Origin of the sequence: Streptomyces recifensis, from assembly GCF_002154615.1 — a bacterium.
In the GTDB taxonomy this organism is placed as follows: domain Bacteria; phylum Actinomycetota; class Actinomycetes; order Streptomycetales; family Streptomycetaceae; genus Streptomyces; species Streptomyces griseoluteus.
Genome location: NZ_MUNH01000095.1, coordinates 1 through 23,180 on the forward strand (window position 1 = coordinate 1; position 23,180 = coordinate 23,180).

Consider the following 23,180-nt stretch of genomic DNA (forward strand, 5'->3'; position numbering starts at 1 on the left):
CGGCGAGGACTCCGCGCCCGAGATCACGGCCACGGCCATCATGGCGGCCACCGCGGACTACTTCGGGCTCACGGTGGACGACCTCTGCGGCACCTCGCGCGGCCGCGCGCTGGTCACCGCCCGGCAGATCGCCATGTACCTGTGCCGGGAGCTGACGGACCTGTCGCTGCCGAAGATCGGCGCTCAGTTCGGCGGCCGCGCGAGGTGCCGCAGAGGTCGTCCACCGTGAGCCCGAAGTAGTCCGCGGTGGCCGCCATGATGGCCGTGGCCGTGATCTCGGGCGCGGAGTCCTCGCCGCCGGGGATCAGGTCCTTGAGGACGATCTCGGTGAGCCCCAGGTCCACCGGCTGCCGGTTGAGCGAGGCGAAGGCCGTCACCCGGATCAGCGCGCCCTCCAGCTCACGGATGTTCCGCGAGATCCGGGAGGCGATGAACTCCAGCACCTCCGGCGGGGCGTTGAGCTGCTCCTGCACCGCCTTCTTGCGCAGGATCGCGATCCGCGTCTCCAGCTCGGGCGGCTGTACGTCGGTGATCAGGCCCCACTCGAAGCGGTTGCGCAGCCGGTCCTCCAGCGTGACGAGCTGCTTGGGCGGCCGGTCGGAGGAGAGCACGATCTGCTTGTTGGCGTTGTGCAGCGTGTTGAAGGTGTGGAAGAACTCCTCCTGCGTCGACTCCTTGTCCGCGAGGAACTGGATGTCGTCGACGAGCAGGATGTCCATCTCCCGGTACCGCTTGCGGAAGCTGTCGCCCTTGCCGTCGCGGATCGAGTTGATGAACTCGTTGGTGAACTCCTCCGAGCTGACGTACCGCACCCGTGTACCGGGGTAAAGGCTGCGCGCGTAGTGCCCGATCGCGTGCAGCAGGTGGGTCTTGCCGAGCCCCGACTCCCCATAGATGAAGAGGGGGTTGTACGCCTTGGCCGGCGCCTCGGCGACGGCCACCGCGGCCGCGTGCGCGAAGCGGTTGGAGGCGCCGATGACGAAGGTGTCGAAGAGGTACTTCGGGTTCAGCCGCGCGGTCGGCTCGCCGGGACCCCCGGCGCTCGGCGAGGGGGAGGACGACGAGCCGGAGCCGCCGCGGCCGGTGGACGGCAGCTCGGGACGCCCGGTCCCGCCGCCGCGCCGCCCGGCACCGCTGTCGGAGGACGACTCGGGCCGCTCCCGCCGGACCGGGTCGCGCTGGTCGTACTCGGCACGGGGCGCGCCGTACTCCGGGCGCGGGGCGTCGTAGCCGGGGCGCTGCTGCTCGTATCCCTGGCGCTCGCGGCCGGGCGCGCGGTAGTCCGGCGCGCCGCCGTAGGAGTCCTGGGACGGGGAGGCGTAGGGATCGCGCTCGGGGTAGCCGAGGCGGGGCTGCTGCCAGCCGTAGTCGTCCTGCCCGGAGCGCGGCCAGGCGCCCGGCTCGGGGCGCTGGTACTCGGACGGATAGGTGGGGCGGGCCGTCGGCATCCGCTCCTCGCGCGCGGTCGGCGGGCGTTCGCCGCGGCCGGCCTGGCCGTCGCCCGGACGCTGCTGGTCGTCGGCGCGGTGGCGGCCGTAGCCCTCGTAGGGGCCCGAAGGCAGTTCAGGCTCCTCGTAGCGCGGCGGGGCGCCCTGTTCGCGCTGGTCGCGGTCACGATCACGGGAGTCGGACTGCTCGTGGCCGCCCGACGGCTGGGGGGCCGGGGGGCCGCCGACGGAGTCGTCCACCGTGATGGCGATCCGGATGGGGCGGCCGCACTCGCGGCTCAGGGTCTCGCTGACGACCGGGGCCAGGCGGCCCTCGAGTACGTTCTTGGCGAATTCGTTCGGCACGGCCAGCAGCGCGGTGTCCGCGACCAGGGCCAGCGGCTGGCAGCGTCTGATCCAGTGCTCGTCCTTGGTCTCGACGCCCTGGCCCCGGCCCTCGCCCAGGAGTTCCTCCAGTACGCGTGGCCACACTGCGGCAAGATCGGCAGGTACGTCAGCCACAGGGCACGCTCTCTCGCAGGTCCCACGAACGTGTGGTTGTGGGATGGGTCGGGATGAAAATCGGGTGGACGGGCCGGACTGGGCCGGGCAATCCCGGTCGTGCGGGGACAAGGGAACGAATCGGAGTCCAGCCACGGTAGTCAGCGCAGCCGGTAGGGTTCAAGTTGTTGTCCCCAGCCTGTGGACAGTCTCCCCCGACGGGCGCCGGTTTGACCGGATGGCGTAGCCGCGCGTACCGTAACCAGGTCGAGTTGTCGATGGCTGCTGCCGCCTGCCTCCGATGGGCACAGATCGCTTCAGGTGATCGGGAAGCGGTGCACTCGGGCGTGACGCGAGCTACTCGTGGGCGCACGGTGACAGCCAGGACGGCACCCCGCCACTACCGATTTCTTCTGGAGCCCCCGAGTGAGCAAGCGCACCTTCCAGCCGAACAACCGTCGTCGCGCGAAGACCCACGGCTTCCGGCTGCGTATGCGTACCCGTGCCGGCCGCGCCATCCTGGCGACCCGCCGCAGCAAGGGTCGCGCCCGTCTGTCCGCCTGATCCCGATCAGGTCATGACATCGTGCTGCCCCTCGAAAACCGGCTGAGGCGGCGCGAGGACTTCGCATCCGCGGTACGACGAGGACGCCGGGCCGGTCGCCCGACTCTCGTCGTCCACTTTCGCAGCGGTGCCACGGACCCGCACGCGCCTGGGGAGAGCGCTCCCCCGACGCGTGCGGGTTTCGTCGTGAGCAAGGCCGTGGGCAACGCGGTCGTCCGCAATACCGTCAAGCGCAGACTGCGTCACCTGATGCGTGACCGAGTCGCCCTGTTTCCCCCCGGTAGCCTGGTAGTCGTACGCGCGCTGCCCGGATCGGGCGACGCGGACCACGCACGGCTGGCCCAAGACCTGGACGCCGCTATCCAGCGGCTACTGGGAGGGGGCACGCGATGAAGTACCCGCTACTGGCTCTGATCAAGTTGTACCAGTGGACGATCAGTCCGCTGCTGGGGCCGGTGTGCAAGTACTACCCGTCGTGCTCCCACTACGGCTACACGGCCATCGACCGGCACGGTGCCATCAAGGGAACAGCTCTCACGGCCTGGCGCATTCTCCGCTGCAATCCGTGGTCGCTGGGCGGTGTGGACCATGTCCCACCGCGCAAGCGCCCGCGGTGGCACGAAATGCTGCGCAACGCCTGGGGCGCACGCAAGGGCGGGAACTCCGCCGAACCGGCCACCGAGGCGAAGCTTTCTTCCGAGCCACCTTCGGGCCCGGCCGCAGAGACCTCGTCCCATGCCCAAGGAGCATGATTAGTGGACACGATTGCCAGCTTCTTCAGCTTCATCACGACACCCGTCTCCTGGGTCATCGTCCAGTTCCACACGGTGTACGGGGCCATCTTCGGCCCGGACACGGGTTGGGCCTGGGGCCTGTCCATCGTGTCCCTGGTGGTCCTGATCCGCATCTGCCTGATCCCGCTCTTCGTGAAGCAGATCAAGGCGACGCGCGCGATGCAGACGCTCCAGCCGGAGATGAAGAAGATCCAGGAGCGCTACAAGAACGACAAGCAGCGCCAGTCCGAAGAGATGATGAAGCTGTACAAGGAGTCGGGTACCAACCCGCTCTCCTCGTGCCTTCCCATCCTGGCGCAGTCGCCGTTCTTCTTCGCCCTGTACCACGTGCTCAACGGCATCGCGTCGGGCAAGACCATCGGCGTCATCAACGACTCGTTGCTGGAGAGCGCCCGTAAGGCACACATCTTCGGTGCCCCCCTCGCGGCGAAGTTCAAGGACAACGCGGACACGCTGGCTGCCCTGCACGCCACGGTCACCGATGTGCGGGTCGTCACCGCCATCATGATCGTCCTGATGTCGGCGTCGCAGTTCTACACGCAGCGCCAGCTCATGACGAAGAACGTCGACACCTCGGTGAAGACCCCGTTCATGCAGCAGCAGAAGATGCTGATGTACGTCTTCCCGATCATGTTCGCCGTCTTCGGCATCAACTTCCCGGTCGGTGTCCTCGTCTACTGGCTGACCACCAACGTGTGGACCATGGGCCAGCAGATGTACGTCATCCGCAACAACCCGACTCCGGGCTCCAAGGCGCAGGCCGCCTACCTGGAGCGGCTGACCGGTCACGTCACGTACCACGGCAAGATCCGCAGCCGCAGCGCCCGGGTGATCGTCAAGGCGATCGTCGCCAAGGGCCGCGACCGCAACGAGGCCGAGCGGAAGTTCATCAACTCCCTCACCAAGGCCGGTCTGGTGGCCCAGGCCGACGGCAACGTGGTCAAGAGCGACAGCCAGGCCGTCACCCAGGCCGAGGACGGCACGCCCACCGCGGTTGCCGGCGCCCCGCGCCGTCAGCAGCCCAAGCGGCAGAGCAAGTCCCAGCGCCAGGCGGGGCCCAAGCAGCCGCACGAGGCCGAGCCGGCCGATGAGCCCGTCTCTTCGCCCTCGCTGACCAAGTCCGAGGAGCCGCAGGACGCCAAGCCCGCGCCTCCCAAGCAGACTCCGAAGCCCGGTTCCGGCACCCGCAGCAAGGCCCAGTCCGGGCAGCGCAAGGGTGGCCAGCGGCCCAAGTCCCCGTCCAAGAAGTAAGAAGGAGCCCATCCCGTGACGGAAGGCACCACCACCGCCGCCGCCGAGGGTGCAGACACCCTCACCCGCCTGGAGCAGGAGGGTGAGATCGCTGCGGACTACCTCGAGGGTCTGCTGGACATCGCCGATCTCGACGGCGACATCGACATGGACGTGGAGGCCGACCGCGCCTCCGTCTCGATCATCAGCGACGCGCCGGGCCGCGATCTGCAGAAGCTGGTCGGCCGGGACGGCGAGGTGCTGGAGGCCCTTCAGGAGCTGACCCGCCTGGCCGTGCACCGCGAGACCGGTGACCGCAGCCGGCTGATGCTGGACATCGCGGGCTACCGGGCGCAGAAGCGCACCGAGCTGGCCGAGCTGGGCGCCAAGGCGGCCGCCGAGGTCAAGAGCACCGGCGAGCCGGTCAAGCTCAAGCCGATGACCCCATTCGAGCGCAAGGTCGTCCACGACGCGATCAAGGGCGCGGGACTGCGCAGCGAGTCCGAGGGCGAGGAGCCCCAGCGGTTCGTCGTCGTACTGCCCGCCTGATCGGCCCCATGGTTCCATCGGCCCCGTCTGACCAACAGACGGGGCCGAACTTTGTCAGCCTGGTAGTTCTGAGGGCCGGTGCGTGAAGCACCGGCGCGGTACGGAAGGACGGTCCCCGTGACGGAGGCAGCGGAGCTTCCCCCCGCGCCCGAAGAGGCGCGGGAAGTGTTTGGCGATCGCTTCGATGACGCGGTCCGCTATGCGGAGCTGCTGGCCGAGGCAGGCGTCCAGCGTGGCCTGATCGGCCCGCGGGAGGTGCCCCGGCTGTGGGAGCGGCACCTGCTGAACTGCGCGGTGCTCTCCGAGGCCGTCCCCGAGGGGGTGACGGTGTGCGATGTCGGCTCGGGTGCGGGACTGCCCGGCATTCCGCTGGCCCTGGTGCGGGACGACCTCAACATCACCCTGCTGGAGCCCCTGCTGCGGCGGACCACGTTCCTCACCGAGGTCGTGGAGCTGCTGGGCCTGGACCACGTCACCGTGGTCCGTGGGCGCGCGGAGGAGATGCTGGGCAAGGTGCCGCCGGTCCACGTGGTGACCGCGCGTGCCGTGGCTCCGCTGGACCGCCTGGCCACCTGGGGCATCCCGCTGCTGCGGCCCTACGGCGAGATGCTGGCGCTCAAGGGTGACACCGCCGAGGAGGAGCTGAAGGCGGCGTCCACCGCGCTCAGCAAGCTCGGTGCCGTCTCCACCTCGGTGCTCCAGGTCGGGGAGGGCGTGGTGGACCCGCTGTCCACGGTGGTCCGGGTGGAGGTCGGGGAAAGCCCCGGCGGCGTCCGCTTCGCCGCCAAGCGCGCCAAGGCGGCCCGGACGAGCCGGACGCGGCGGCGCCGCTGAGTCGTGGGCTCTCGGGCCCGACGCTGGTGAGTCCTGGATCTTGAGTCCTGGGCTCTTGAGTTCCGAGAGTGCGTCCCTGGCCAAGACCGGGGGCGCATTTTCTTTCCCGGCCGGGCTAGTCGGTCGAGTGGGCCGGAGTGTCGCAGAGCACGGGTCCGCGTGGCTGTGCATCGTGTTTCACGTGAAACGTCGCTCCTTGCTGCACGGCATCATCAGCCGCGGTCGCGCCGCGGCAGAACCCCTCGACCGGCGGCCTCTTGGTTCACTCGGAGGGGTTCCGAAGTTGTCCACAGAGGTGGACTTCTCCACAGAAGGACAGGGCTCACTGGTTCACGCCCCCGAAGGCATGGGAGGCTCTGTTCATTGCGAGCCTGTAGTCGAGGAGAGTGAATCCTTGCGGTCCGACGCCAACATCGCGGGACCGATGACCGATCCGGTCCCCGGTCCCCGTACCGAATCGAGGGGGGCGGATGTTTCACGTGAAACACCGCCTCCGATGGACGACACTCCCATCGGTCGTGCGGCCCAAGTGGCGGTCGACGCCCTCGGCCGTGCCGCAGAAGGCATGCCGAGGCCGGAGCAGACCCGAGTCATCGTGGTCGCCAACCAGAAGGGCGGGGTCGGCAAGACCACGACGACCGTCAATCTGGCCGCCTCTCTCGCGCTGCACGGCGGCCGGGTCCTGGTGATCGACCTGGACCCGCAGGGGAACGCCTCCACGGCACTGGGGATCGACCACCACGCGGAAGTTCCCTCCATCTACGACGTGCTGGTGGACAGTCGGCCCCTGGCCGAGGTCGTCCAGCCCGTCCCCGATGTCGAGGGCCTTTTCTGTGCTCCCGCCACGATCGACCTCGCGGGCGCGGAGATCGAGCTGGTCTCCCTGGTGGCCCGCGAGAGCCGGCTGGAGCGCGCCATCCAGGCGTACGAGCAGCCGTTGGACTACATCCTCATCGACTGCCCGCCGTCGCTGGGCCTGTTGACGGTCAACGCACTCGTGGCCGGCCAGGAGGTCCTCATCCCGATCCAGTGCGAGTACTACGCGCTGGAGGGCCTGGGCCAACTCCTGCGGAACGTCGATCTGGTGCGGGGTCACCTCAACCAGTCCCTGCATGTGTCGACGATCCTGCTCACGATGTACGACGGCCGGACCCGCCTCGCCTCCCAGGTCGCGGAAGAGGTGCGCACCCACTTCGGCGACGAGGTGCTGCGGACGAGCATTCCCCGCTCGGTCCGTATCTCCGAGGCGCCGAGCTATGGGCAGACGGTACTGACCTACGATCCAGGATCGAGCGGTGCGCTCTCCTATCTCGAGGCGGCCCGAGAGATCGCGCTGAGGGGAGTGGGGGTCAGCTATGACCCGACCCAGGCCCACCTCGGCACCCAGAATGACCCGAACATGGTGGAGGGGATGCAGTGAGTGATCGACGGAGGGGGCTGGGCCGAGGACTTGGCGCACTGATCCCCGCAGCGCCGACCGAGAAGATCCCGGCTTCGGCCGTGCTGGGCGGGGGTTCGTCCGCAGGCTCGGCATCGGGTCCGGCTCTGTCGCCCGACCGCAGGCCCACCGGCATCGGCCGGGGCGGTGTCCTGTCGTCGGCGCCCCAGGAGCCGGAGGAGGCCCCGGCAAGCCTGGCCGACGAGCGCCCCGCGCCGCCCGCCGGTGCCTACTTCGCCGAGCTGCCGCTCGAGTCCATCACGCCGAACCCGCGCCAGCCGCGCGAGGTCTTCGACGAGGACGCGCTGAACGAACTGGTCATCTCCATCAAGGAGGTCGGCCTGCTCCAGCCCGTCGTCGTACGGGAACTGGGTGAGGACCGCTACGAACTGATCATGGGTGAGCGCCGGCTGCGCGCCAGCCGTGAGGCGGAGCTGGAGTCCATTCCGGCGATCGTCCGTGCCACGGACGACGAGAAGCTGCTGCTGGACGCCCTGCTGGAGAACCTGCACCGCGCGCAGTTGAACCCGCTGGAAGAGGCGCACGCCTACGACCAGTTGCTCAAGGACTTCAACTGCACGCACGATCAGCTGGCCGACCGCATCGGGCGCTCCCGGCCGCAGATCTCCAACACCCTGCGTCTGCTGAAGCTTTCGGCGACCGTGCAGAAGAGGGTCGCCGCGGGCGTGCTCTCGGCCGGTCACGCGCGGGCGCTGCTGTCGGTGGAGGACTCCGAGGAGCAGGACCGGCTGGCGCACCGCATCGTGGCCGAGGGGCTGTCCGTGCGGGCGGTCGAGGAGATCGTGACGCTGATGGGCTCGCGCCCCCAGCGGGCGCAGCGCGCCAAGGGCCCTCGGGCCGGCGCCCTGGTCTCCCCGGCACTGAGCGATCTGGCGACGCGGCTCTCCGACCGGTTCGAGACCCGGGTGAAGGTCGACCTCGGCCAGAAGAAGGGCAAGATCACCGTCGAGTTCGCCTCGGTGGACGATCTGGAGCGCATCCTCGGCACGCTGGCTCCGGGAGAGGGGCCGATCCTGCCGAAGGGGCTCCAGGAGGACGACTCCGAGGAGTAGCCCTCTGTCAGGGCGTCCTCAGGATGGCCGCGAGAGCGGGCCGTGTCCGGTGTGTACCGGAACACGGTCCGCTCTTTGCTTTGCGCCGGTATCTAGGCAATCGCATCGTGGATACGATGCGAGCGGATGTGACCCGGCGAAGGAAGCGAGGAACGGCTTTCATGGGGCGTCGGCTCGTACCGCTCACGCTGGACAACCTCAAGGACCTGCCCCAGCGGTGCCGCTCCTGCGTGTTCTGGGAACTGGACCCGGTCACCGCCGAAGCCGCCGTGCGCGAGGGCACCGCGGAGGGGGAGAAAGAGTCCTGGATCTCCGCCGTCCTGCTCGACTGGGGCTCCTGCGGCCGCGTCGCCTATGTAGATGACGTACCGGTCGGCTACGTGCTCTACGCCCCGGCCGCCTACGTCCCGCGTGCGACGGCGTTCCCCACGAGCCCGGTCTCTCCGGACGCCGTTCAGCTCATCACGTCGTTCATCATGCCCGGCTACCAGGGGCAGGGGCTGGGCCGGATGCTGGTGCAAGCGGTCGCCAAGGATCTGCTGCGCCGGAACTTCAAGGCCATCGAGGCGTTCGGCGACACCCGCTGGAAAGAGCCCGCCTGCCTGCTGCCGGCCGACCATCTCCTTGCCGTCGGCTTCAAGACGGTGCGCCAGCACTCCCGCCACCCCCGTCTCCGTCTGGAACTGCGTTCCACGCTGTCCTGGAAGGAAGACGTCGAGATGGCCCTCGACCGACTGCTGGGCGCGGTGCACAAGGAACCGGCTCTACGGCCGCTCTAACAGGGGGCGCAAGCTCCGGCTCACGGACATGACGAAGGGGCCGACCCGAGTGGGTCGGCCCCTTCGTGAGCCGTGTTTCACGTGAAACGTCAGCCGGTGATGAAGTCGTCCAGGTCGCGGACAAGCGCCGCCTTCGGCTTGGCGCCGACGATCGTCTTGACGACCTCGCCGCCCTGGTAGACGTTCAGCGTCGGGATGGACATGACGCCGTACTTGGCGGCCGTGGCCGGGTTCTCGTCGATGTTCAGCTTGACGATCTGGATCTTGTCGCCGTGCTCGGCGGCGATGGCCTCCAGGGACGGAGCGATCTGGCGGCACGGGCCGCACCACTCGGCCCAGAAGTCCACCAGGACGGGCTTGTCGCTCTTGAGGACGTCCTCGTCGAAGGAGTCATCAGTCGTTTTCTTCACGGTGCCGGCCACAGCGGGCTCCTCACTTGATCATTCGGGGGGGAAGGGGGTATCAGACAGCGGTCTTCTCGGGCTCGGCGTGACCGCCCTCGTCCAGCAGGGACGCGAGGTACCGCTCGGCGTCCAGGGCCGAGGCACAGCCGGTGCCGGCCGCGGTGATCGCCTGGCGGTAGGTGTGGTCGACCACGTCACCCGCGGCGAAGACGCCGGGCAGGTTGGTCCGGGTGGAGGGCGCCTCGACCTTGAGGTAGCCCTCCGCGTCCAGGTCCAGCTGGCCCTTGAACAGCTCGGTGCGCGGGTCGTGACCGATGGCGATGAACAGACCCGTGACCGGCAGGTCGGACAGCTCACCGGTCTTGAGGTTGCGCAGCTTCAGCCCGGAGAGCTTCTGCTGGCCCAGGATCTCGACGACCTCGCTGTCCCAGGCGAACTTGATCTTCGGGTCGTTGAAGGCGCGCTCCTGCATCGCCTTGGAGGCGCGCAGGGTGTCCCGGCGGTGGATGATCGTCACGGACTTGGCGAACCGGGAGAGGAAGGTCGCCTCCTCCATCGCGGTGTCGCCGCCGCCGATGACGGCGATGTCCTGGTCCCGGAAGAAGAAGCCGTCACAGGTGGCGCACCACGAGACGCCACGGCCGGACAGCGCGTCCTCGTTGGGCAGCGCGAGCTTGCGGTGCTGGGAGCCGGTGGCGACGATCACGGCCCGGGCCCGGTGGACCGTGCCCGCGGTGTCGGTGACGGTCTTCACGTCGCCGGTCAGGTCGACGGAGACGATGTCGTCCGGCAGCAGCTCGGCGCCGAAGCGCTCGGCCTGCGCCCGCATGTTGTCCATCAGCTCGGGGCCCATGATGCCGTTGGGGAAGCCCGGAAAGTTCTCCACCTCGGTGGTGTTCATCAGCGCGCCACCGGCGGTGACGGCACCCTCGAACACCAGGGGCTTCAGGGACGCACGCGCGGTGTACAGCGCCGCCGTGTAGCCCGCGGGCCCGGAGCCGATGATGATCACATTACGGACGTCGCTCACGGCTTGGTTCCTCGTCTCTGGTCTGTGTCGGCCGACCGGTGGGAGCCCCTGCCGGGACTCTCACACCACCCAACCGATCCTAAGGGGCGCACATTCCCCTGATGTCCGGCCACGCGACGGCTCACACGGTACGAGTGAGGAGAGGGGGACGGAGACGACGCCCACCCCGGTTCAGGAACGGACGAGACTCTGCCGAAGGAGCACGCTCCCGGCGGTGGCGGTCCGCTTGGACGTACAGGACGCGTCGACCACATAGGCCGTCACGCGCTTGCTGTCGGCCGTGTCGGGCACCACGACGAGGTAGGCGCTCTTGTCGGCATAGGTACCGCTCTTCGCCCCCAGAACCGTTTCACCGGAGTGGAGGGCCCGACGGACACAGTCCGGTACCGGTACCTCGGTCTGGATCAGCGTGTTCGCGCTCTGCGTAGGCCCCGAGGGGGCGAGGTCCGTCTCGGCGTCCTGCTGCGGGTGCTGGCTGCCTCGCTCCAGCCCCTTCCTGGCGGTGAGCAGGTCCGACACCTGGCTTTTCACACTGGCCCCGGAGAACGTGCCGACGGCGGACGCGGCCGTGCTCTGCGCCGCCTTGCCGGACGCGTTGTCACCGAGGGACTGCATGAGCAGAGAGCCGGCCCCGAGGACGGCTGCGGTGAGTACGGCGCCCAAAGCGGCTGTCCGGCGACGGCTTCGAGAGCGCTCTTTCCGGCCGGGGCCAGTGGTGGAGCGGGAGAGCTTGCCGGGGCGGGCCGGTGGGGTCGGTGTTTCACGTGAAACATGACGGCCGGGGCCTACGGAATCCGCCGGTTGGGTCCGCCCGCCTGCCTCGGCGGCGAGGGCGGCGTCGATCCGGTCCGCGATGTCCGTGGGCATCGGGGGTACGTCCGGAACGTCGCCCAGCAAGCCCTGGATCTCCGTCAGCGCGGCATGGACCTCGGCACACGCCTCGCAGTCCTCCAGGTGGTGCCGCAGCTCCACGCTGCGGGACTGTGGGAGGAGACCCTCGGCCAACTCGGAGATCTCGGCGACGTCCGGGTGCCCGGTCGTGTCCGTCGAGGACGTCATGCTCGCCCACCTCCGCCCTTCACGACGGCTGAACCATTCGGCCCGGAGTCTTCGGTTCCCTCGCCCGCAGATCCTGTCGGAGGTGGGACGGATGCCCCGTGCACCCGGTTCCGTCCCGCCACGGCTTCTTTCCCGCCGTCACCGGCGGCGCCCGGCCGCAGGTGGGTGAGCAGGGGGAGGAGTCTGGCCCGGCCCCGCGCGCAGCGGCTCTTCACCGTCCCGGTGGGCACGTCCAGGACCCGCGCGGCCTCTGCGACCGGGTAGCCCTGCATGTCCACCAGAACCAGCGCGGCCCGCTGTTCCGCGGGAAGGGTGCCGAGAGCCTCCAGGAGCTGGCGGTGCAGGTCGTTGCGCTCGGCCGGGGCGGCAGCCGACTCGTGCGGCTCCAGGAGCTGTTCCAGGCGTTCGGGATCGTCGACGGGCGCGGTCTTCCGCGAGGCGGCCTTGCGGATGCGGTCCAGGCAGGCGTTCACCGTGATTCGGTGCAGCCACGTCGTGACGGCCGACTGCCCGCGGAACGTGTGCGCGGCCCGGTACGCCGACACCAGCGCGTCCTGCACCGCGTCGGCGGCCTCCTCCCGGTCCCCCAGCGTCCGCAGCGCGACCGCCCACAACCGGTCCCGGTGCCTTCGCACGAGCTCACCGAAGGCATCCGGGTCTCCCTGCACATGACGGGCGAGCAGATCCTCGTCCCGCACCTCGCCGTACCGACTGGCGCCTGCCATCGTCCCCCTCCGCGTCGGACGGGACGTCAGCCCGTGAAATGGACTTCGGTGATGGCCTGCTTGTAGCCCGCCTGCGAGTAGGTGGCAGCGTCGTAGCCCGACATGGGAACGGCCGTCAGCCAGACCAGGACGTACCGCGCCTTCACCGGCTTGCCCGGCTTCACCGTGGCGGTGGTGCTCGTGGTGGTGGTGCTGCCGGCCTTGTGCATCGAGTCCAGCGACACGGGTGCCGAGTCGGAGGTGTAGAGATCGACCGTGGTGTGGTCCCCGGGGTAGCGGAGCCCGATCGTGGCGGCATCCAGGTCCGTTGCCGAGCCCAAGTCGTAGACGATGCCCACACCGGGCTTCAGGGGGGCGATCTGGGGGCCGTTGTTGAAGGACTTGGTCCGCCATGCCGTCGACGTGTCCCCGTCGTAGGTCTTGGCGACGTCGTTCGGGTGCTGGGCGCCGCCCACGGCGACGAACTCCTGGGCACTCTGGATCTTCACCGGCTTCGGCGCCACATTGGCCGCGCCCTTGTCGCCGTCGTCCTGCGTCTGCGTGGTGTTGGTGTCGTCGGAGCTCTTGCCGCGGTCCATCAGGGCGTCCGCGAGCTGCCAGCTTCCGAGGCCGAGCGCGGCGATGAGGAGGGCGGAGACGGCCCACTTCAGGGCCTTGCCGGTACGGCTCTGGAGCGGGGCCGGCGGAGGTACGACGGGCTGGGTGACACCCGCGTGCGCCGAGGGTCGGCCGTAGGTGCCCTGCTGGTAGGTCGTGCGCTGGTACTCCGGCGGACCGCTGAACGCGGGCTCCGGCGGCCGCACGCGCGGCATCTCACCGATCGCCTTGACCAGCTCCTCCGGCGTGGTGCAGGCGGCCTCGTGCCGGGAGGCGGTGGCGCCGTCGTTGACGAGCGCGCGCATCGCCAGCTCGGACAGCCCCCGGTGGATGCCGGCCCGCACCTGGTCCGGTGCGATGAGGCCGATGTCCTTGGGCAGTCCGGCCAGACCGTACGCGTCGCTCTCGTAGGGCCAGCGCTGCGTCAGCGCCGCGTACAGCAGGGCGCCGATCGCCTCGGTGTCGGTGCGCTGCGGGGTGTCGGAGCCGACGCCGCGCAGGGCGGCGTTCACGGCGAGGCCGCGGATGCGCCACTGTCCGGAGGAGGTGCGCAGGACAGCGTTCGGGTTCAGCCGCAGGTGGGCGAGGCCCTCACGGTGGGAGGCGGCCATGGCGGCCGCGACCTGACTGACCATCTGGTAGGCGTCGTGCGGCTCCAGCGGGCCGACGGCGAGCAGGGCGGTCAGCTCGGTGGCGTCGGGCAGCCACTCGTGGACCACGTAGACGAGATCGTTCTCCTCGACCGCGTCGAGGACCTGGACGAAGCGCGGGTCACCGAGCAGCGCCGCCGAACGGGCGGCTGCCAGGACGGCACGGGCGCGTACGTGGTCGGCGGGCAGGATGTGCACGCCGACGGCACGGCGCAGTTTCTCGTCGACCGCACGCCAACTGCTGAATCCGTCCAGACGGGTGACGCACTCCTCCAGACGGTAGCGCTTGGCGAGCTTGTGACCGCTGTGCAACTCGGTGGGCGAGGACGCCTTGCCGGGCTCCTTCGCGCCGCCTCTCCCCTGCGTCTGGTCGATGTCCGTGTCCCGCTCCGGGTTCTTGGCCACCCCGTCGGCCGTGGCCTGATCCGCCTTGGCGGTCAGCGGCTCGTCACCGCTGTTGTCTGCCACGTCGACGGCAGCCGTGCTGCGTTCCGCCACCGTCGTCCCTGCCTCCCCATCCGTTGCACGCTGTCCGACGCCGAACCCAATTGTGCCCACAGTCCGCCGCTATGCACGACACGCAGAGGGGGACGATGGTTGTGCGACTACCCCCGGCTCATCGCCCCAGACGCCCGCGGACCATGCCGACGAGCGAGTTCAGCTCGTCGATCCGCATGCGGCGCGCTGCCACGAAGAAGACTCCGAGCAGTACCGCCCCACCTGCCACCAGGGCCACGAGAGAGCCGAGGACGCCTTGTCCGAGGGAGTGCCCGATGCCGTAGCAGGCCGCGCCGCTGAGCAGTGCCGCCGGGATCGAGGCGATCGCCAGGCGGGCGTACGTCCGCAGCACCCGGGAGCCGTCCAGATCGCCGCCCAGCCGCTTGCGCAGCCGGCGCCAGGCGACACCGACGCCGATGGCGTAGGAGAGGCCGTACACGGCCGCCATGCCCGCGACCGCCCAGCGGGACGGCAGCAGGAAGTAGCAGAGCGCGGAGGCGCCCGCATTGACCGCCGCCACGATGACCGTGTTGTAGAAGGGGGTCCGGGTGTCCTCGTACGCGTAGAAGGCGCGCAGGACGACGTACTGCACCGAGTACGGGATCAGGCCGAGGCCGAAGGCCATCAGCATGAAGCCCATGTTGGTGGCCGAGCCGATGCCGGAGGAGCCGAAGATCAGCGTGCACATCGGGATGCCGAGCGAGACGAAACCGAAGGCGATGGGCACGATGGCCACCGCCGTGGTGCGCAGGCCCTGCGAGATGTCGTCGCGGACGGCACCCCCGTCGCCCTCGGCGGCCGAGCGCGACAGACGCGGCAGCAGCGCGGCCATGAGGGACACGGTGATGATGGCCTGCGGCAGGCCCCAGATGAGCTGGGCGTTGGCGTAGGCGGCGAAGCCGGTGCCGTTGACCCCGGAGGCCTTGCCGGCGGCGGTGGAGAGCTGGGTGACGACCATGGCGCCCGCCTGGTTGGCGAGCACGAACAGCACCGTCCACTTGGCGAGCATCGCGGCCTTGCCCAGGCCGTGGCCCCGCCAGTCGAACCGGGGCCGGATACGGAAGCCGGTCTCGCGCAGGTACGGGATCATCGCCAGGGCCTGCACGACGAGACCGAGCAGGATGCCGATGCCGAGGAGCCGCTGGCCCTCCGACGGGATGTTGTGGACGGTCATGTGGGAGTCGGCCGCGGAGCCGTAGACCCACAGGAACATGCCGAGCGTGACGATGATGACGATGTTGTTCAGGACCGGGGTCCACATCATCGCGCCGAACTTGCCGCGTGCGTTCAGGACCTGACCCATCACCACGTGGATGCCCATGAAGAAGATCGAGGGCAGGAAGTAGCGGGTGAAGGTGATTGCCACCTGGTTGGCCGCCGGGTCGGAGGCAATGGGGTCCGACAGGACCCGCACCAGGTACGGCGCGCCGAGCATGGTCAGTGCGGTCAGCGCGGCGAGCGCGACCATGACGAGGGTGAGCAGCCGGTTGGCGAAGGCTTCCCCGCCGTCCTCGTCCTCCTTCATCGAGCGCACGAGCTGGGGCACGAAGACCGAGTTGAGGCCGCCGCCGACGGTCAGGATGTAGATCATCGTGGGCAGCTGGTAGGCGATCTGGAAGGAGTCGCCGAGGACGCCGGTGCCCAGCGCTCCGACGATCATCGCGGAGCGGACGAAGCCGGTGAGGCGCGACACCATCGTGCCCGCGGCCATGACGGCGCTGGAGCCGAGCAGCCCGGAGGCGCGCCCCTTCGCCGGGGCCGGAGCCGGCGGGGCCGGTGTCTCCACGGGACCGGACGGACCGGCCGGGGCGGGTACGGGCGGCTGCATGGGGTTCCCTGAGGCTGCCTGGTACGGGTTTCCGCCGCCGTGGTACGCCGGGGGCTGGGTGTGGGGCGGCGGGTAGGAGCCGCCGCCCTGGGCCGTGCGGGCGGAGCCGGTGGCGCCGCTGTGCTGCTGGTCCCGCAGGAGGTGCGCGAAGGCGTCCGGCTCGTGATACTCCTCGCCGGAGTGCGAGACCAGGTCGTCCACCCCCACGAACTGGGTGGTGCGGGGGTGGTCGCCGTACGGGAGGTGCTGGGTGGCGTCGCCCTCCGGCTCGGGCGCCGGGGTCTTGGCCCACACACGAGGGTCGGGAGAGTACGAGGACTGCGACGGCGGGGCGTAGAGCGGCTGGCGCGGCTCGTAGCTGCCCGGAGGGGGCGGCGGGTGCGCGGCGCGGTCGTAGAGCGCCTCGGCGACCGGGTCCTGGGCGGAGAGGTCCCGCGCCCGGTAGGGGTCCTGGTCGTAGGCGTCCTGGAGGTACATGTCCGCCGCGGGCTGCGACGGTTCCTGGCCGGGCTCGGGCGGGGTCTCGGGACCGTGGCCCGAGTCGGCGGCGTCCTGGCCGCGGTCACCGTTGTACGGCGCGTTCATGGTTACCCCACCTCATCGTCCCTGGCCACACGGGCCGCGGCGTCGCTCAACGGTCCACTCTCTCACCCGTGCCGGACGGGTCGGTGCTTTCCGGTGCGGTGTCCGGTGCAGGGTCACCCGGCTGGTCCGGCCCCGCTGCCCCGGCGGGGGGACCGGACTCCTCGGGTAGACGGTCCCCGGCGTCGTCCGGGTTCCCGGACTCGTCACCGGAGTCCGCCTCCGCCTCGTCCGGGCCCTCCTCGGCCTGGCGGGCGGCCGCCCGCTTGCGCTGGGTGTACATCCTGAAGCCGGCGAGGACCAGCAGCAGCACCCCGCCGCCGATCACCAGCATGACGGTGGGTGTGACCTCGGTGACCTTCACGTCGAAGCTGACGGGATCGCCGTACTCCTGGCCGTCCTCGGTGTAGAGCTGGGCGAGCACCGTGGCCCGGCCGTTGGCATTGGCCGAGGTGGTGAACTTCACCGACTGGCTGTGGCCGCCGGAAACCTCGACGGGCTGCTCGTCGTACGCCTTGCCGGCGATCTTGAGCCGGGTCGGCTGGGTCGAGCTGAGCCGCAGATACAGGTGGCCGACGGGCTGGACCAGGTTGTTCTGCACGGTCACCGGGATGGTGGCGCTGCGCCCGGAGAGCTTGGTCTCCGACTTGTCGATCAGCTTGACCTGGCCGCCGAGGTTGTCGAGATAGCTCAGCACGTCGGTGCGGAAGCCGTCCGCCTTGGCGGCCTGTCCCCGCCACGACGTGGACATTCCGCGGTTTATGGCCCGGCCGAAGGGTGTGACCACACGGGACTGGTCGGTGAGGATCACCTGGAAGTTGTCGAGCTTGTCCTGCGTGTCCGCGATCTGCTCGAAGGCGCTCCTCGGCAGTTCCTGCTTGCGCAGCGAGGAGGGGTAGGCCGACGTGGAGGGGATGCGCGTGGTGGCGTCCGGGTCGGGTTTGGCGTTGGCGGCGCCGGTGAGGGTCTCCGGCTGCGACCAGTTGCCGTCCTGGAGTGCCTTCACGGCGGTGGCCATCGCCTGGGCCTGGCTGGCGGTCGGCGTGCGCTGTGGGGCGACCACGAAGCTGCGCTGCTCCTCCTTCTGTACGTTCGCCTCGAGGCTCTGTGCCAGGAACTGCTGCACCGCGAGCGTGGAGGTGTCCGCCTTGGTGAGGTCGCCCTCGAAGGCCGTGGACATCCGCGCGTCCGCGACCACCGCCGTGGTGCCGCCGCCGATCGGGCGGGCGGCGGACGGCGTGTAGGGCAGCCCGGCGGACTCCCGGAGGCTGTCGCTGCGGGCGATCACCCGGTCGGCGCCGGCGGAGGTGGCCACCTTGATGATCGAGGGGTCGACGGCGCCGTCCACCGGCCACGCGAAGTCGGTGGTCGGCGTCACGTGGAGCACGGTCTTCACCGTGAGGGTGGCGACATCGGTGGCGTCCTTGAGGTGGCTGAGCGAGCCGGTGACGCTGGTGCCGGTGTGGGCGAGCGAGGCGAGGTCCGGGTCGGCGAAGGGCAGCGCGACGACCTCCTTGTCCGCCACGGCCTTCTGGAGACCGGCCAGCCACTGCTTGGCGACGTCCTGGTTCTCGCGGGAGCCGGCCTTGCTGGTGCCGTCGGGCTGCTGGACCCGGTATCCGTTGGCCATGGCGTCCACCGCGGCCAGCAGGTCCGGGTCGATCACCCAGGTGACGTCGAGATCCCGGCCCAGGTCCATCATCTGCGCCAGGCGGCCGCCGGGGGCGATCTCCTTGGCCAGCTCGTCGTCCTGGAAGACGGGGGTCTGCCGTTCTCCGGCGCCCGTGCGGGCGGTCATGTGGACGGAGGAGATCAGCGGCCACATGAACGTCGTACGGCTCTTCGTGTCGGCCTCGGACGACTGCCAGGGCAAGAAGGTCCGCTCGATGCCGAGCATCTGGTCCCAGGGCCGCGCCGAGGTCTTGCCGGACACGGAGACACCGAACGAGTAGACGCCGTCCTTGCCGAGGTCCAGCTCGTCCACGGGCACGGAGATGCTGAAGTGCTCGGCGACGCCCGGAATCAGCTTGCTGAACTTCTGCGTGTACTTGCCGCCGAGCTCGTCGCCGGCACCGCCGCGGAGATCGTCGGGGTGCTGGGCGATGCCGTCGATCGCCGAGCGGGTGTTCAAAAGGGGGCCCACCCGGAGGCCGACGTGGGCGCCGGTCACGGGCTGCCTGCCATTGTTGATCACGGAGCCGGACACGGTCAGCGTGTCGTCCTCGGTGGGCGCGCTGGGCGTCAGTGAGTCCAATGCCACGGACACCGAGTCCGCCGGCGCCGCCTGCGCGGGCTCGGCCGCGGTCAACTGGAGCAGCCCGGCCAGCAGCGGTGCGCCCGCCAGCAGCGCTCCGGCGCGCCGCAGTCGGCGGCGGGCAGGGGAGGCACTGGGCCCCTGGATTTCAGCCGCGTCGGCCACGCGCTAGCCCGTCCCTCGTCGTCGTCATCAGTGGTCGTCGGAATGTGCGTCCCCGCATGGTAACGATGACCGCAGAGGCTGAGTGCCACGGACCGTTCCCCAAGATCGCCACGGAGCGGCCGCCTGTCCTCTATATCCATTAAGGAGCGGAGAGCCGGTGTCCGCCGCTAGGGGAGTCCTTGTGGGGGTATGGCAGGGAGCCTCCGCGCCGGTCAAACGGGTGCGGTCCCGGGCGGCCGGGCCACGTACCCTCTTCTGTTGTGCCGAACCCCAACGATGACAATCCCGCTGCCCTCAGCCAGGTGCAGCAGCGCGCGGTGAGCGAGCTGCTGCGGGTTGCCCCCGTCGCCGACGACCTCGCCCGCCGCTTCAAGGAGGCCGGGTTCTCGCTCGCCCTGGTCGGCGGCTCGGTCCGTGACGCGCTGCTGGGCCGGCTCGGGAACGACCTGGACTTCACGACCGACGCGCGCCCCGAGGACGTGCTGCGGATCGTCCGGCCCTGGGCGGACGCCGTCTGGGAGGTCGGGATCGCCTTCGGCACGGTGGGCGCTCAGAAGGACGGCTACCAGATCGAGGTCACCACCTACCGCTCCGAGGCGTACGACCGCACCTCCCGCAAGCCCGAGGTGTCGTACGGCGACTCCATCGAGGAGGACCTGGTCCGGCGCGACTTCACCGTCAACGCGATGGCCGTGGGCCTGCCGGAGAAGGAGTTCATCGATCCGCACGGCGGTCTGGAGGACCTCGCGGCACGGGTGCTGCGTACGCCTGGCACTCCGGAGGAGTCCTTCTCCGACGACCCGCTGCGCATGATGCGCGCCGCCCGCTTCGCCGCCCAGCTCGACTTCGAGGTGGACCCGGCGGTGGTCACCGCGATGACGGAGATGTCCGCGCGGATCGAGATCGTGTCGGCCGAGCGGGTCCGGGACGAGCTGAACAAGCTGCTGCTCTCCGCGCACCCCCGTAAGGGCCTCACTCTGCTGGTCGACACCGGGCTCGCCGCCCAGGTGCTGCCCGAGCTGCCGGCGCTCCGGCTGGAGCGTGACGAGCACCACCGCCACAAGGACGTCTACGACCACTCGCTGATCGTGCTGGAGCAGGCGATCGATCTGGAGGAGAACGGCCCGGACCTCACCCTCCGGCTCGCCGCGCTGCTGCACGACATCGGCAAGCCCCGGACGCGGCGTTTCGAGCAGGACGGCCGGGTCTCCTTCCACCACCACGAGGTGGTCGGCGCCAAGATGACCAAGAAGCGCATGACGGCGCTGAAGTACTCCAACGACCTGGTGAAGGACGTCTCCCGCCTGGTCGAGCTGCACCTGCGCTTCCACGGCTACGGCACCGGGGAGTGGACGGATTCCGCGGTCCGGCGCTACGTCCGCGACGCGGGCCCGCTGCTGGACCGGCTGCACAAGCTGACTCGCTCCGACTGCACGACCCGGAACAAGCGCAAGGCGGCCACGCTGTCCCGCGCCTATGACGGGCTGGAGGCGCGCATCGCCGAGCTGCAGGAGAAGGAGGAGCTGGACTCCATTCGCCCCGACCTCGACGGCAACGAGATCATGACGATCCTCGGCGTCGGACCGGGCCCGGTCATCGGCCAGGCGTACAAGCACATGCTGGAGCTGCGTCTGGAGAACGGCCCGATGGAGCACGACACTGCGGTCGCGGCCCTCAAGGAATGGTGGGCGCAGCAGCAGAGCTGAACGCCGCCGGGACGTGTTTCACGTGAAACACCGCCCCTCTCGCTCTCCCGGCGCCGCTCGAAGCGAGCCATGACCGCAGTGACGACGGCATAGAGCAACGCCACGAGGATCACCAGCAGCGCCGACCGGCCGTCCGGCGGGAGCATCAGGGCGGCCACCCCGGCGGCGCCGACGAAGGCGACGTTGAAGAGAACGTCATAGACGGAGAAGACCCGGCCCCGGTAGCCGTCCTCGACCGACGCCTGGACGATCGTGTCCGTGGCGATCTTGGCGCCCTGGGTGACCAGCCCCAGCAGGAAGGCCGCGATCAGCAGCGGCACCGTGGCGAACGGAAGCCCGAGCGCCGGCACCAGGAGGGCGGCGGCGCCCGCACAGACCACGATCCACCGCCCGAAACCCAGCCGTCCCGCGCTCCAGGGCGTCACCACGGCCGCCACGAAGAACCCCGCGCCGGAGACCCCCAGCACCAGCCCCAGAAGACTCAGCCCTTCCTCCGGGGTTCCGGAGAGGCCGTAGCGGCACAGCATGAGCAGCAGGACCAGCAGCGCGCCGTAACAGAAGCGCATGCAGGTCATCGCCGCGAGGGCCCAGACGGCTTCCCTGCGCCGGGGCTCGCCCAGGTACCGCACGGCCGCCAAGAGGCCGCGTGCCGTGTCGGCGAGGACGGTGCGCAGCCGGGGCAGCACCGGGGGCCGGTCAGGGCCGAGCAGGGAGGGGGCCATGGTCAGGGCGGTCAGACCCGCGCAGAGATACAGCAGGGCGCCGAGCAGTACCACCGCCGCGTCCGAGTCCGCCGTGACGAACCGTACGCCGAAGGCCAGGGCGGCACCGAGGGTGGCGGCCAGTGTTCCGGCGGTCGGGCAGAGGGAGTTGGCCAGCACCAGGCGCTCGGTACCGACCACGCGGGGAAGTGCCGCCGAGAGGCCCGCGAGGACGAACCGGTTGACGGCGGTGACGCACAGCGCGGAGGCGTAGAACAGCCAGTCCGGCGCGTGCACGGTCATCAGTACGGCGGCGATGGCCGCCAGCAGGGCGCGCAGCACATTGCCGTGGACGAAGACCTGACGACGGCGCCAGCGGTCCAGCAACACCCCCGCGAAGGGGCCGACCAGCGAATAGGGCAGCAGCAGGACCGCCATCGCGGAGGCGATCGCCGGGGCCGAGGTCTGCTTCTCGGGGGAGAAGACGACGTACGAGGCGAGGGCGATCTGGTAGACGCCGTCCGAGCCTTGGGAGAGCAGGCGGACGTACAGCAGGCGCCGGAAGTCCCGCTCGCGCAGCAGCAGGCGCAGATCACGGACGACGGGCATGGGCACAGCCTCACACATGGGGAAGGTCCCCGGGGTCGGCAGACCCCAGGGACCCTCACAGCCCTGGCAGGAGCGTTGTCGGGCGAGCGGCGCCTAGCGCTCGACGTCGCCGCGGATGAACTTCTCGACGTTCTCGCGGGCCTCGTCGTCGAAGTACTGAACCGGCGGGGACTTCATGAAGTACGAGGAGGCCGACAGGATCGGGCCGCCGACACCCCGGTCCTTGGCGATCTTCGCGGCACGCAGGGCGTCGATGATGACACCGGCGGAGTTCGGGGAGTCCCAGACCTCCAGCTTGTACTCGAGGTTCAGCGGAACATCGCCGAACGCACGGCCCTCCAGGCGGACGTAGGCCCACTTGCGGTCGTCCAGCCAGGCCACGTAGTCGGACGGGCCGATGTGGACGTTCTTCTCGCCGAGGTCCCGGTCGGGGATCTGGGAGGTGACGGCCTGCGTCTTGGAGATCTTCTTGGACTCCAGGCGCTCGCGCTCGAGCATGTTCTTGAAGTCCATGTTGCCGCCGACGTTGAGCTGCATCGTGCGGTCCAGGATCACACCGCGGTCCTCGAACAGCTTCGCCATGACGCGGTGCGTGATGGTGGCGCCCACCTGGGACTTGATGTCGTCACCGACGATCGGCACACCGGCCTCGGTGAACTTGTCCGCCCACTCCTTGGTGCCGGCGATGAAGACCGGGAGGGCGTTGACGAAGGCGACCTTGGCGTCGATGGCGCACTGGGCGTAGTACTTCGCCGCGTCCTCGGAGCCCACGGGGAGGTAGCAGACCAGGACGTCGACCTGCTTGTCCTTCAGGGTCTGGACGATGTCGACCGGCTCGGCGTCCGACTCCTCGATGGTCTCGCGGTAGTACTTGCCGAGACCGTCGAGGGTGTGGCCGCGCTGGACGGTGACCCCGCTGGAGGGCACGTCGCAGATCTTGATGGTGTTGTTCTCGGAGGCGCCGATGGCGTCCGCGAGGTCGAGGCCGACCTTCTTGGCGTCCACGTCGAAGGCGGCGACGAACTCGATGTCCCGCACGTGGTAGTCACCGAACTGCACGTGCATCAGGCCGGGTACCTTGGCCGCCGGGTCGGCGTCCTTGTAGTACTCGACTCCCTGCACCAGCGACGCGGCGCAGTTGCCGACACCGACGATGGCTACGCGAACCGAACCCATTCCGGTT

18 protein-coding genes and 3 pseudogenes are annotated in these 23,180 nt (G+C 69.8%); 11 read left to right on the forward strand and 10 right to left on the reverse strand.

Annotated elements, in window-relative coordinates; genetic code table 11:
• Nucleotides 1-199 (forward strand): annotated as a pseudogene (locus CCN33_RS33735) (helix-turn-helix domain-containing protein); the annotation flags it as partial.
• Here the strand turns inward: CCN33_RS33735 and dnaA are convergent.
• Nucleotides 192-1,949, reverse strand: a pseudogene (dnaA, locus tag CCN33_RS06135) (chromosomal replication initiator protein DnaA); the annotation flags it as partial. The pseudogenes CCN33_RS33735 and dnaA overlap by 8 nt on opposite strands.
• Nucleotides 1,950-2,354: 405 nt before the next feature.
• On the opposite strand from dnaA, the gene rpmH reads away from it, so the two are divergent.
• From rpmH to CCN33_RS06185, 9 genes are all read left to right on the forward strand, one after another.
• Nucleotides 2,355-2,492 (forward strand): 50S ribosomal protein L34, encoded by a 138-nt coding sequence (gene rpmH, locus CCN33_RS06145; protein ID WP_003975051.1) that lies wholly within the window; start codon nt 2,355-2,357, stop codon nt 2,490-2,492.
• Between the two features lie 21 nt (nt 2,493-2,513).
• Entirely contained in the window at nt 2,514-2,885 is a 372-nt protein-coding gene (gene rnpA / locus CCN33_RS06150; RefSeq protein ID WP_086691977.1) for a ribonuclease P protein component, read from the forward strand.
• A complete protein-coding gene (yidD, locus tag CCN33_RS06155) occupies nt 2,882-3,244 on the forward strand; it encodes a membrane protein insertion efficiency factor YidD (RefSeq protein ID WP_086691980.1) in 363 nt (120 codons plus the stop codon). Before rnpA ends, yidD begins: the two co-directional genes overlap by 4 nt.
• A 3-nt stretch (nt 3,245-3,247) precedes the next feature.
• On the forward strand, nt 3,248-4,537 hold the full coding sequence (gene yidC / locus CCN33_RS06160) for a membrane protein insertase YidC (RefSeq protein WP_086691983.1): 1,290 nt from the start codon (nt 3,248-3,250) through the stop codon (nt 4,535-4,537).
• 15 nt (nt 4,538-4,552) lie between these two features.
• Nucleotides 4,553-5,065, forward strand: a complete 513-nt coding sequence (locus CCN33_RS06165) for a Jag family protein (RefSeq protein WP_086691986.1) — start codon at nt 4,553-4,555, stop codon at nt 5,063-5,065.
• 117 nt (nt 5,066-5,182) lie between these two features.
• Nucleotides 5,183-5,899, forward strand: a complete 717-nt coding sequence (gene rsmG / locus CCN33_RS06170; protein ID WP_086691989.1) for a 16S rRNA (guanine(527)-N(7))-methyltransferase RsmG — start codon at nt 5,183-5,185, stop codon at nt 5,897-5,899.
• 346 nt (nt 5,900-6,245) lie between these two features.
• Complete coding sequence (locus tag CCN33_RS06175; RefSeq protein WP_086691993.1) at nt 6,246-7,319, forward strand: ParA family protein; 1,074 nt, start codon at nt 6,246-6,248, stop codon at nt 7,317-7,319.
• A complete protein-coding gene (locus CCN33_RS06180; protein WP_086691999.1) occupies nt 7,316-8,410 on the forward strand; it encodes a ParB/RepB/Spo0J family partition protein in 1,095 nt (364 codons plus the stop codon). Before CCN33_RS06175 ends, CCN33_RS06180 begins: the two co-directional genes overlap by 4 nt.
• 161 nt (nt 8,411-8,571) lie before the next feature.
• Nucleotides 8,572-9,189, forward strand: coding sequence for a GNAT family N-acetyltransferase (locus tag CCN33_RS06185; RefSeq protein WP_086692002.1), 618 nt, complete (start codon nt 8,572-8,574; stop codon nt 9,187-9,189).
• An 89-nt stretch (nt 9,190-9,278) separates the two neighbouring features.
• On the opposite strand, the gene trxA is transcribed toward CCN33_RS06185, so the two are convergent.
• The 7 genes from trxA to CCN33_RS06220 all read right to left on the reverse strand — a co-directional run bounded on the left by trxA (nt 9,279) and on the right by CCN33_RS06220 (nt 18,981).
• Nucleotides 9,279-9,611, reverse strand: coding sequence for a thioredoxin (gene trxA / locus CCN33_RS06190; RefSeq protein WP_030806038.1), 333 nt, complete (start codon nt 9,609-9,611; stop codon nt 9,279-9,281).
• Between the two features lie 40 nt (nt 9,612-9,651).
• Complete coding sequence (gene trxB, locus CCN33_RS06195; RefSeq protein ID WP_086692005.1) at nt 9,652-10,623, reverse strand: thioredoxin-disulfide reductase; 972 nt, start codon at nt 10,621-10,623, stop codon at nt 9,652-9,654.
• 171 nt (nt 10,624-10,794) lie between these two features.
• Entirely contained in the window at nt 10,795-11,682 is an 888-nt protein-coding gene (locus CCN33_RS06200; protein WP_086692007.1) for a hypothetical protein, read from the reverse strand.
• A complete protein-coding gene (gene sigM / locus CCN33_RS06205; protein WP_086692009.1) occupies nt 11,679-12,407 on the reverse strand; it encodes an RNA polymerase sigma factor SigM in 729 nt (242 codons plus the stop codon). Before sigM ends, CCN33_RS06200 begins: the two co-directional genes overlap by 4 nt.
• A 26-nt stretch (nt 12,408-12,433) precedes the next feature.
• Nucleotides 12,434-14,152 carry a protein kinase family protein gene (locus CCN33_RS06210; RefSeq protein WP_086692012.1) on the reverse strand — a complete coding sequence of 573 codons (1,719 nt, stop codon included), beginning with the start codon at nt 14,150-14,152 and terminating at the stop codon, nt 12,434-12,436.
• Between the two features lie 118 nt (nt 14,153-14,270).
• Nucleotides 14,271-16,565: a murein biosynthesis integral membrane protein MurJ gene (gene murJ / locus CCN33_RS06215; RefSeq protein WP_086692015.1), complete on the reverse strand. Its 2,295-nt coding sequence runs from the start codon at nt 16,563-16,565 to the stop codon at nt 14,271-14,273.
• 46 nt (nt 16,566-16,611) lie between these two features.
• Nucleotides 16,612-18,981 (reverse strand): DUF6049 family protein, encoded by a 2,370-nt coding sequence (locus CCN33_RS06220; RefSeq protein ID WP_086692018.1) that lies wholly within the window; start codon nt 18,979-18,981, stop codon nt 16,612-16,614.
• Nucleotides 18,982-19,241: 260 nt separating this feature from the next.
• Between CCN33_RS06220 and CCN33_RS06225 the strand changes: the two genes are divergently transcribed.
• Complete coding sequence (locus CCN33_RS06225) at nt 19,242-20,687, forward strand: CCA tRNA nucleotidyltransferase (protein WP_086692021.1); 1,446 nt, start codon at nt 19,242-19,244, stop codon at nt 20,685-20,687.
• Nucleotides 20,688-20,737: 50 nt separating this feature from the next.
• Here CCN33_RS06225 and CCN33_RS06230 read toward each other — a convergent pair.
• Together CCN33_RS06230 and CCN33_RS06235 are read right to left on the reverse strand one after the other, a co-directional pair.
• Nucleotides 20,738-21,997 (reverse strand): annotated as a pseudogene (locus tag CCN33_RS06230) (MFS transporter); the annotation flags it as partial.
• A gap of 93 nt (nt 21,998-22,090) precedes the next feature.
• Complete coding sequence (locus CCN33_RS06235) at nt 22,091-23,173, reverse strand: inositol-3-phosphate synthase (protein ID WP_086692024.1); 1,083 nt, start codon at nt 23,171-23,173, stop codon at nt 22,091-22,093.
• Nucleotides 23,174-23,180: the final 7 nt, after the last annotated feature.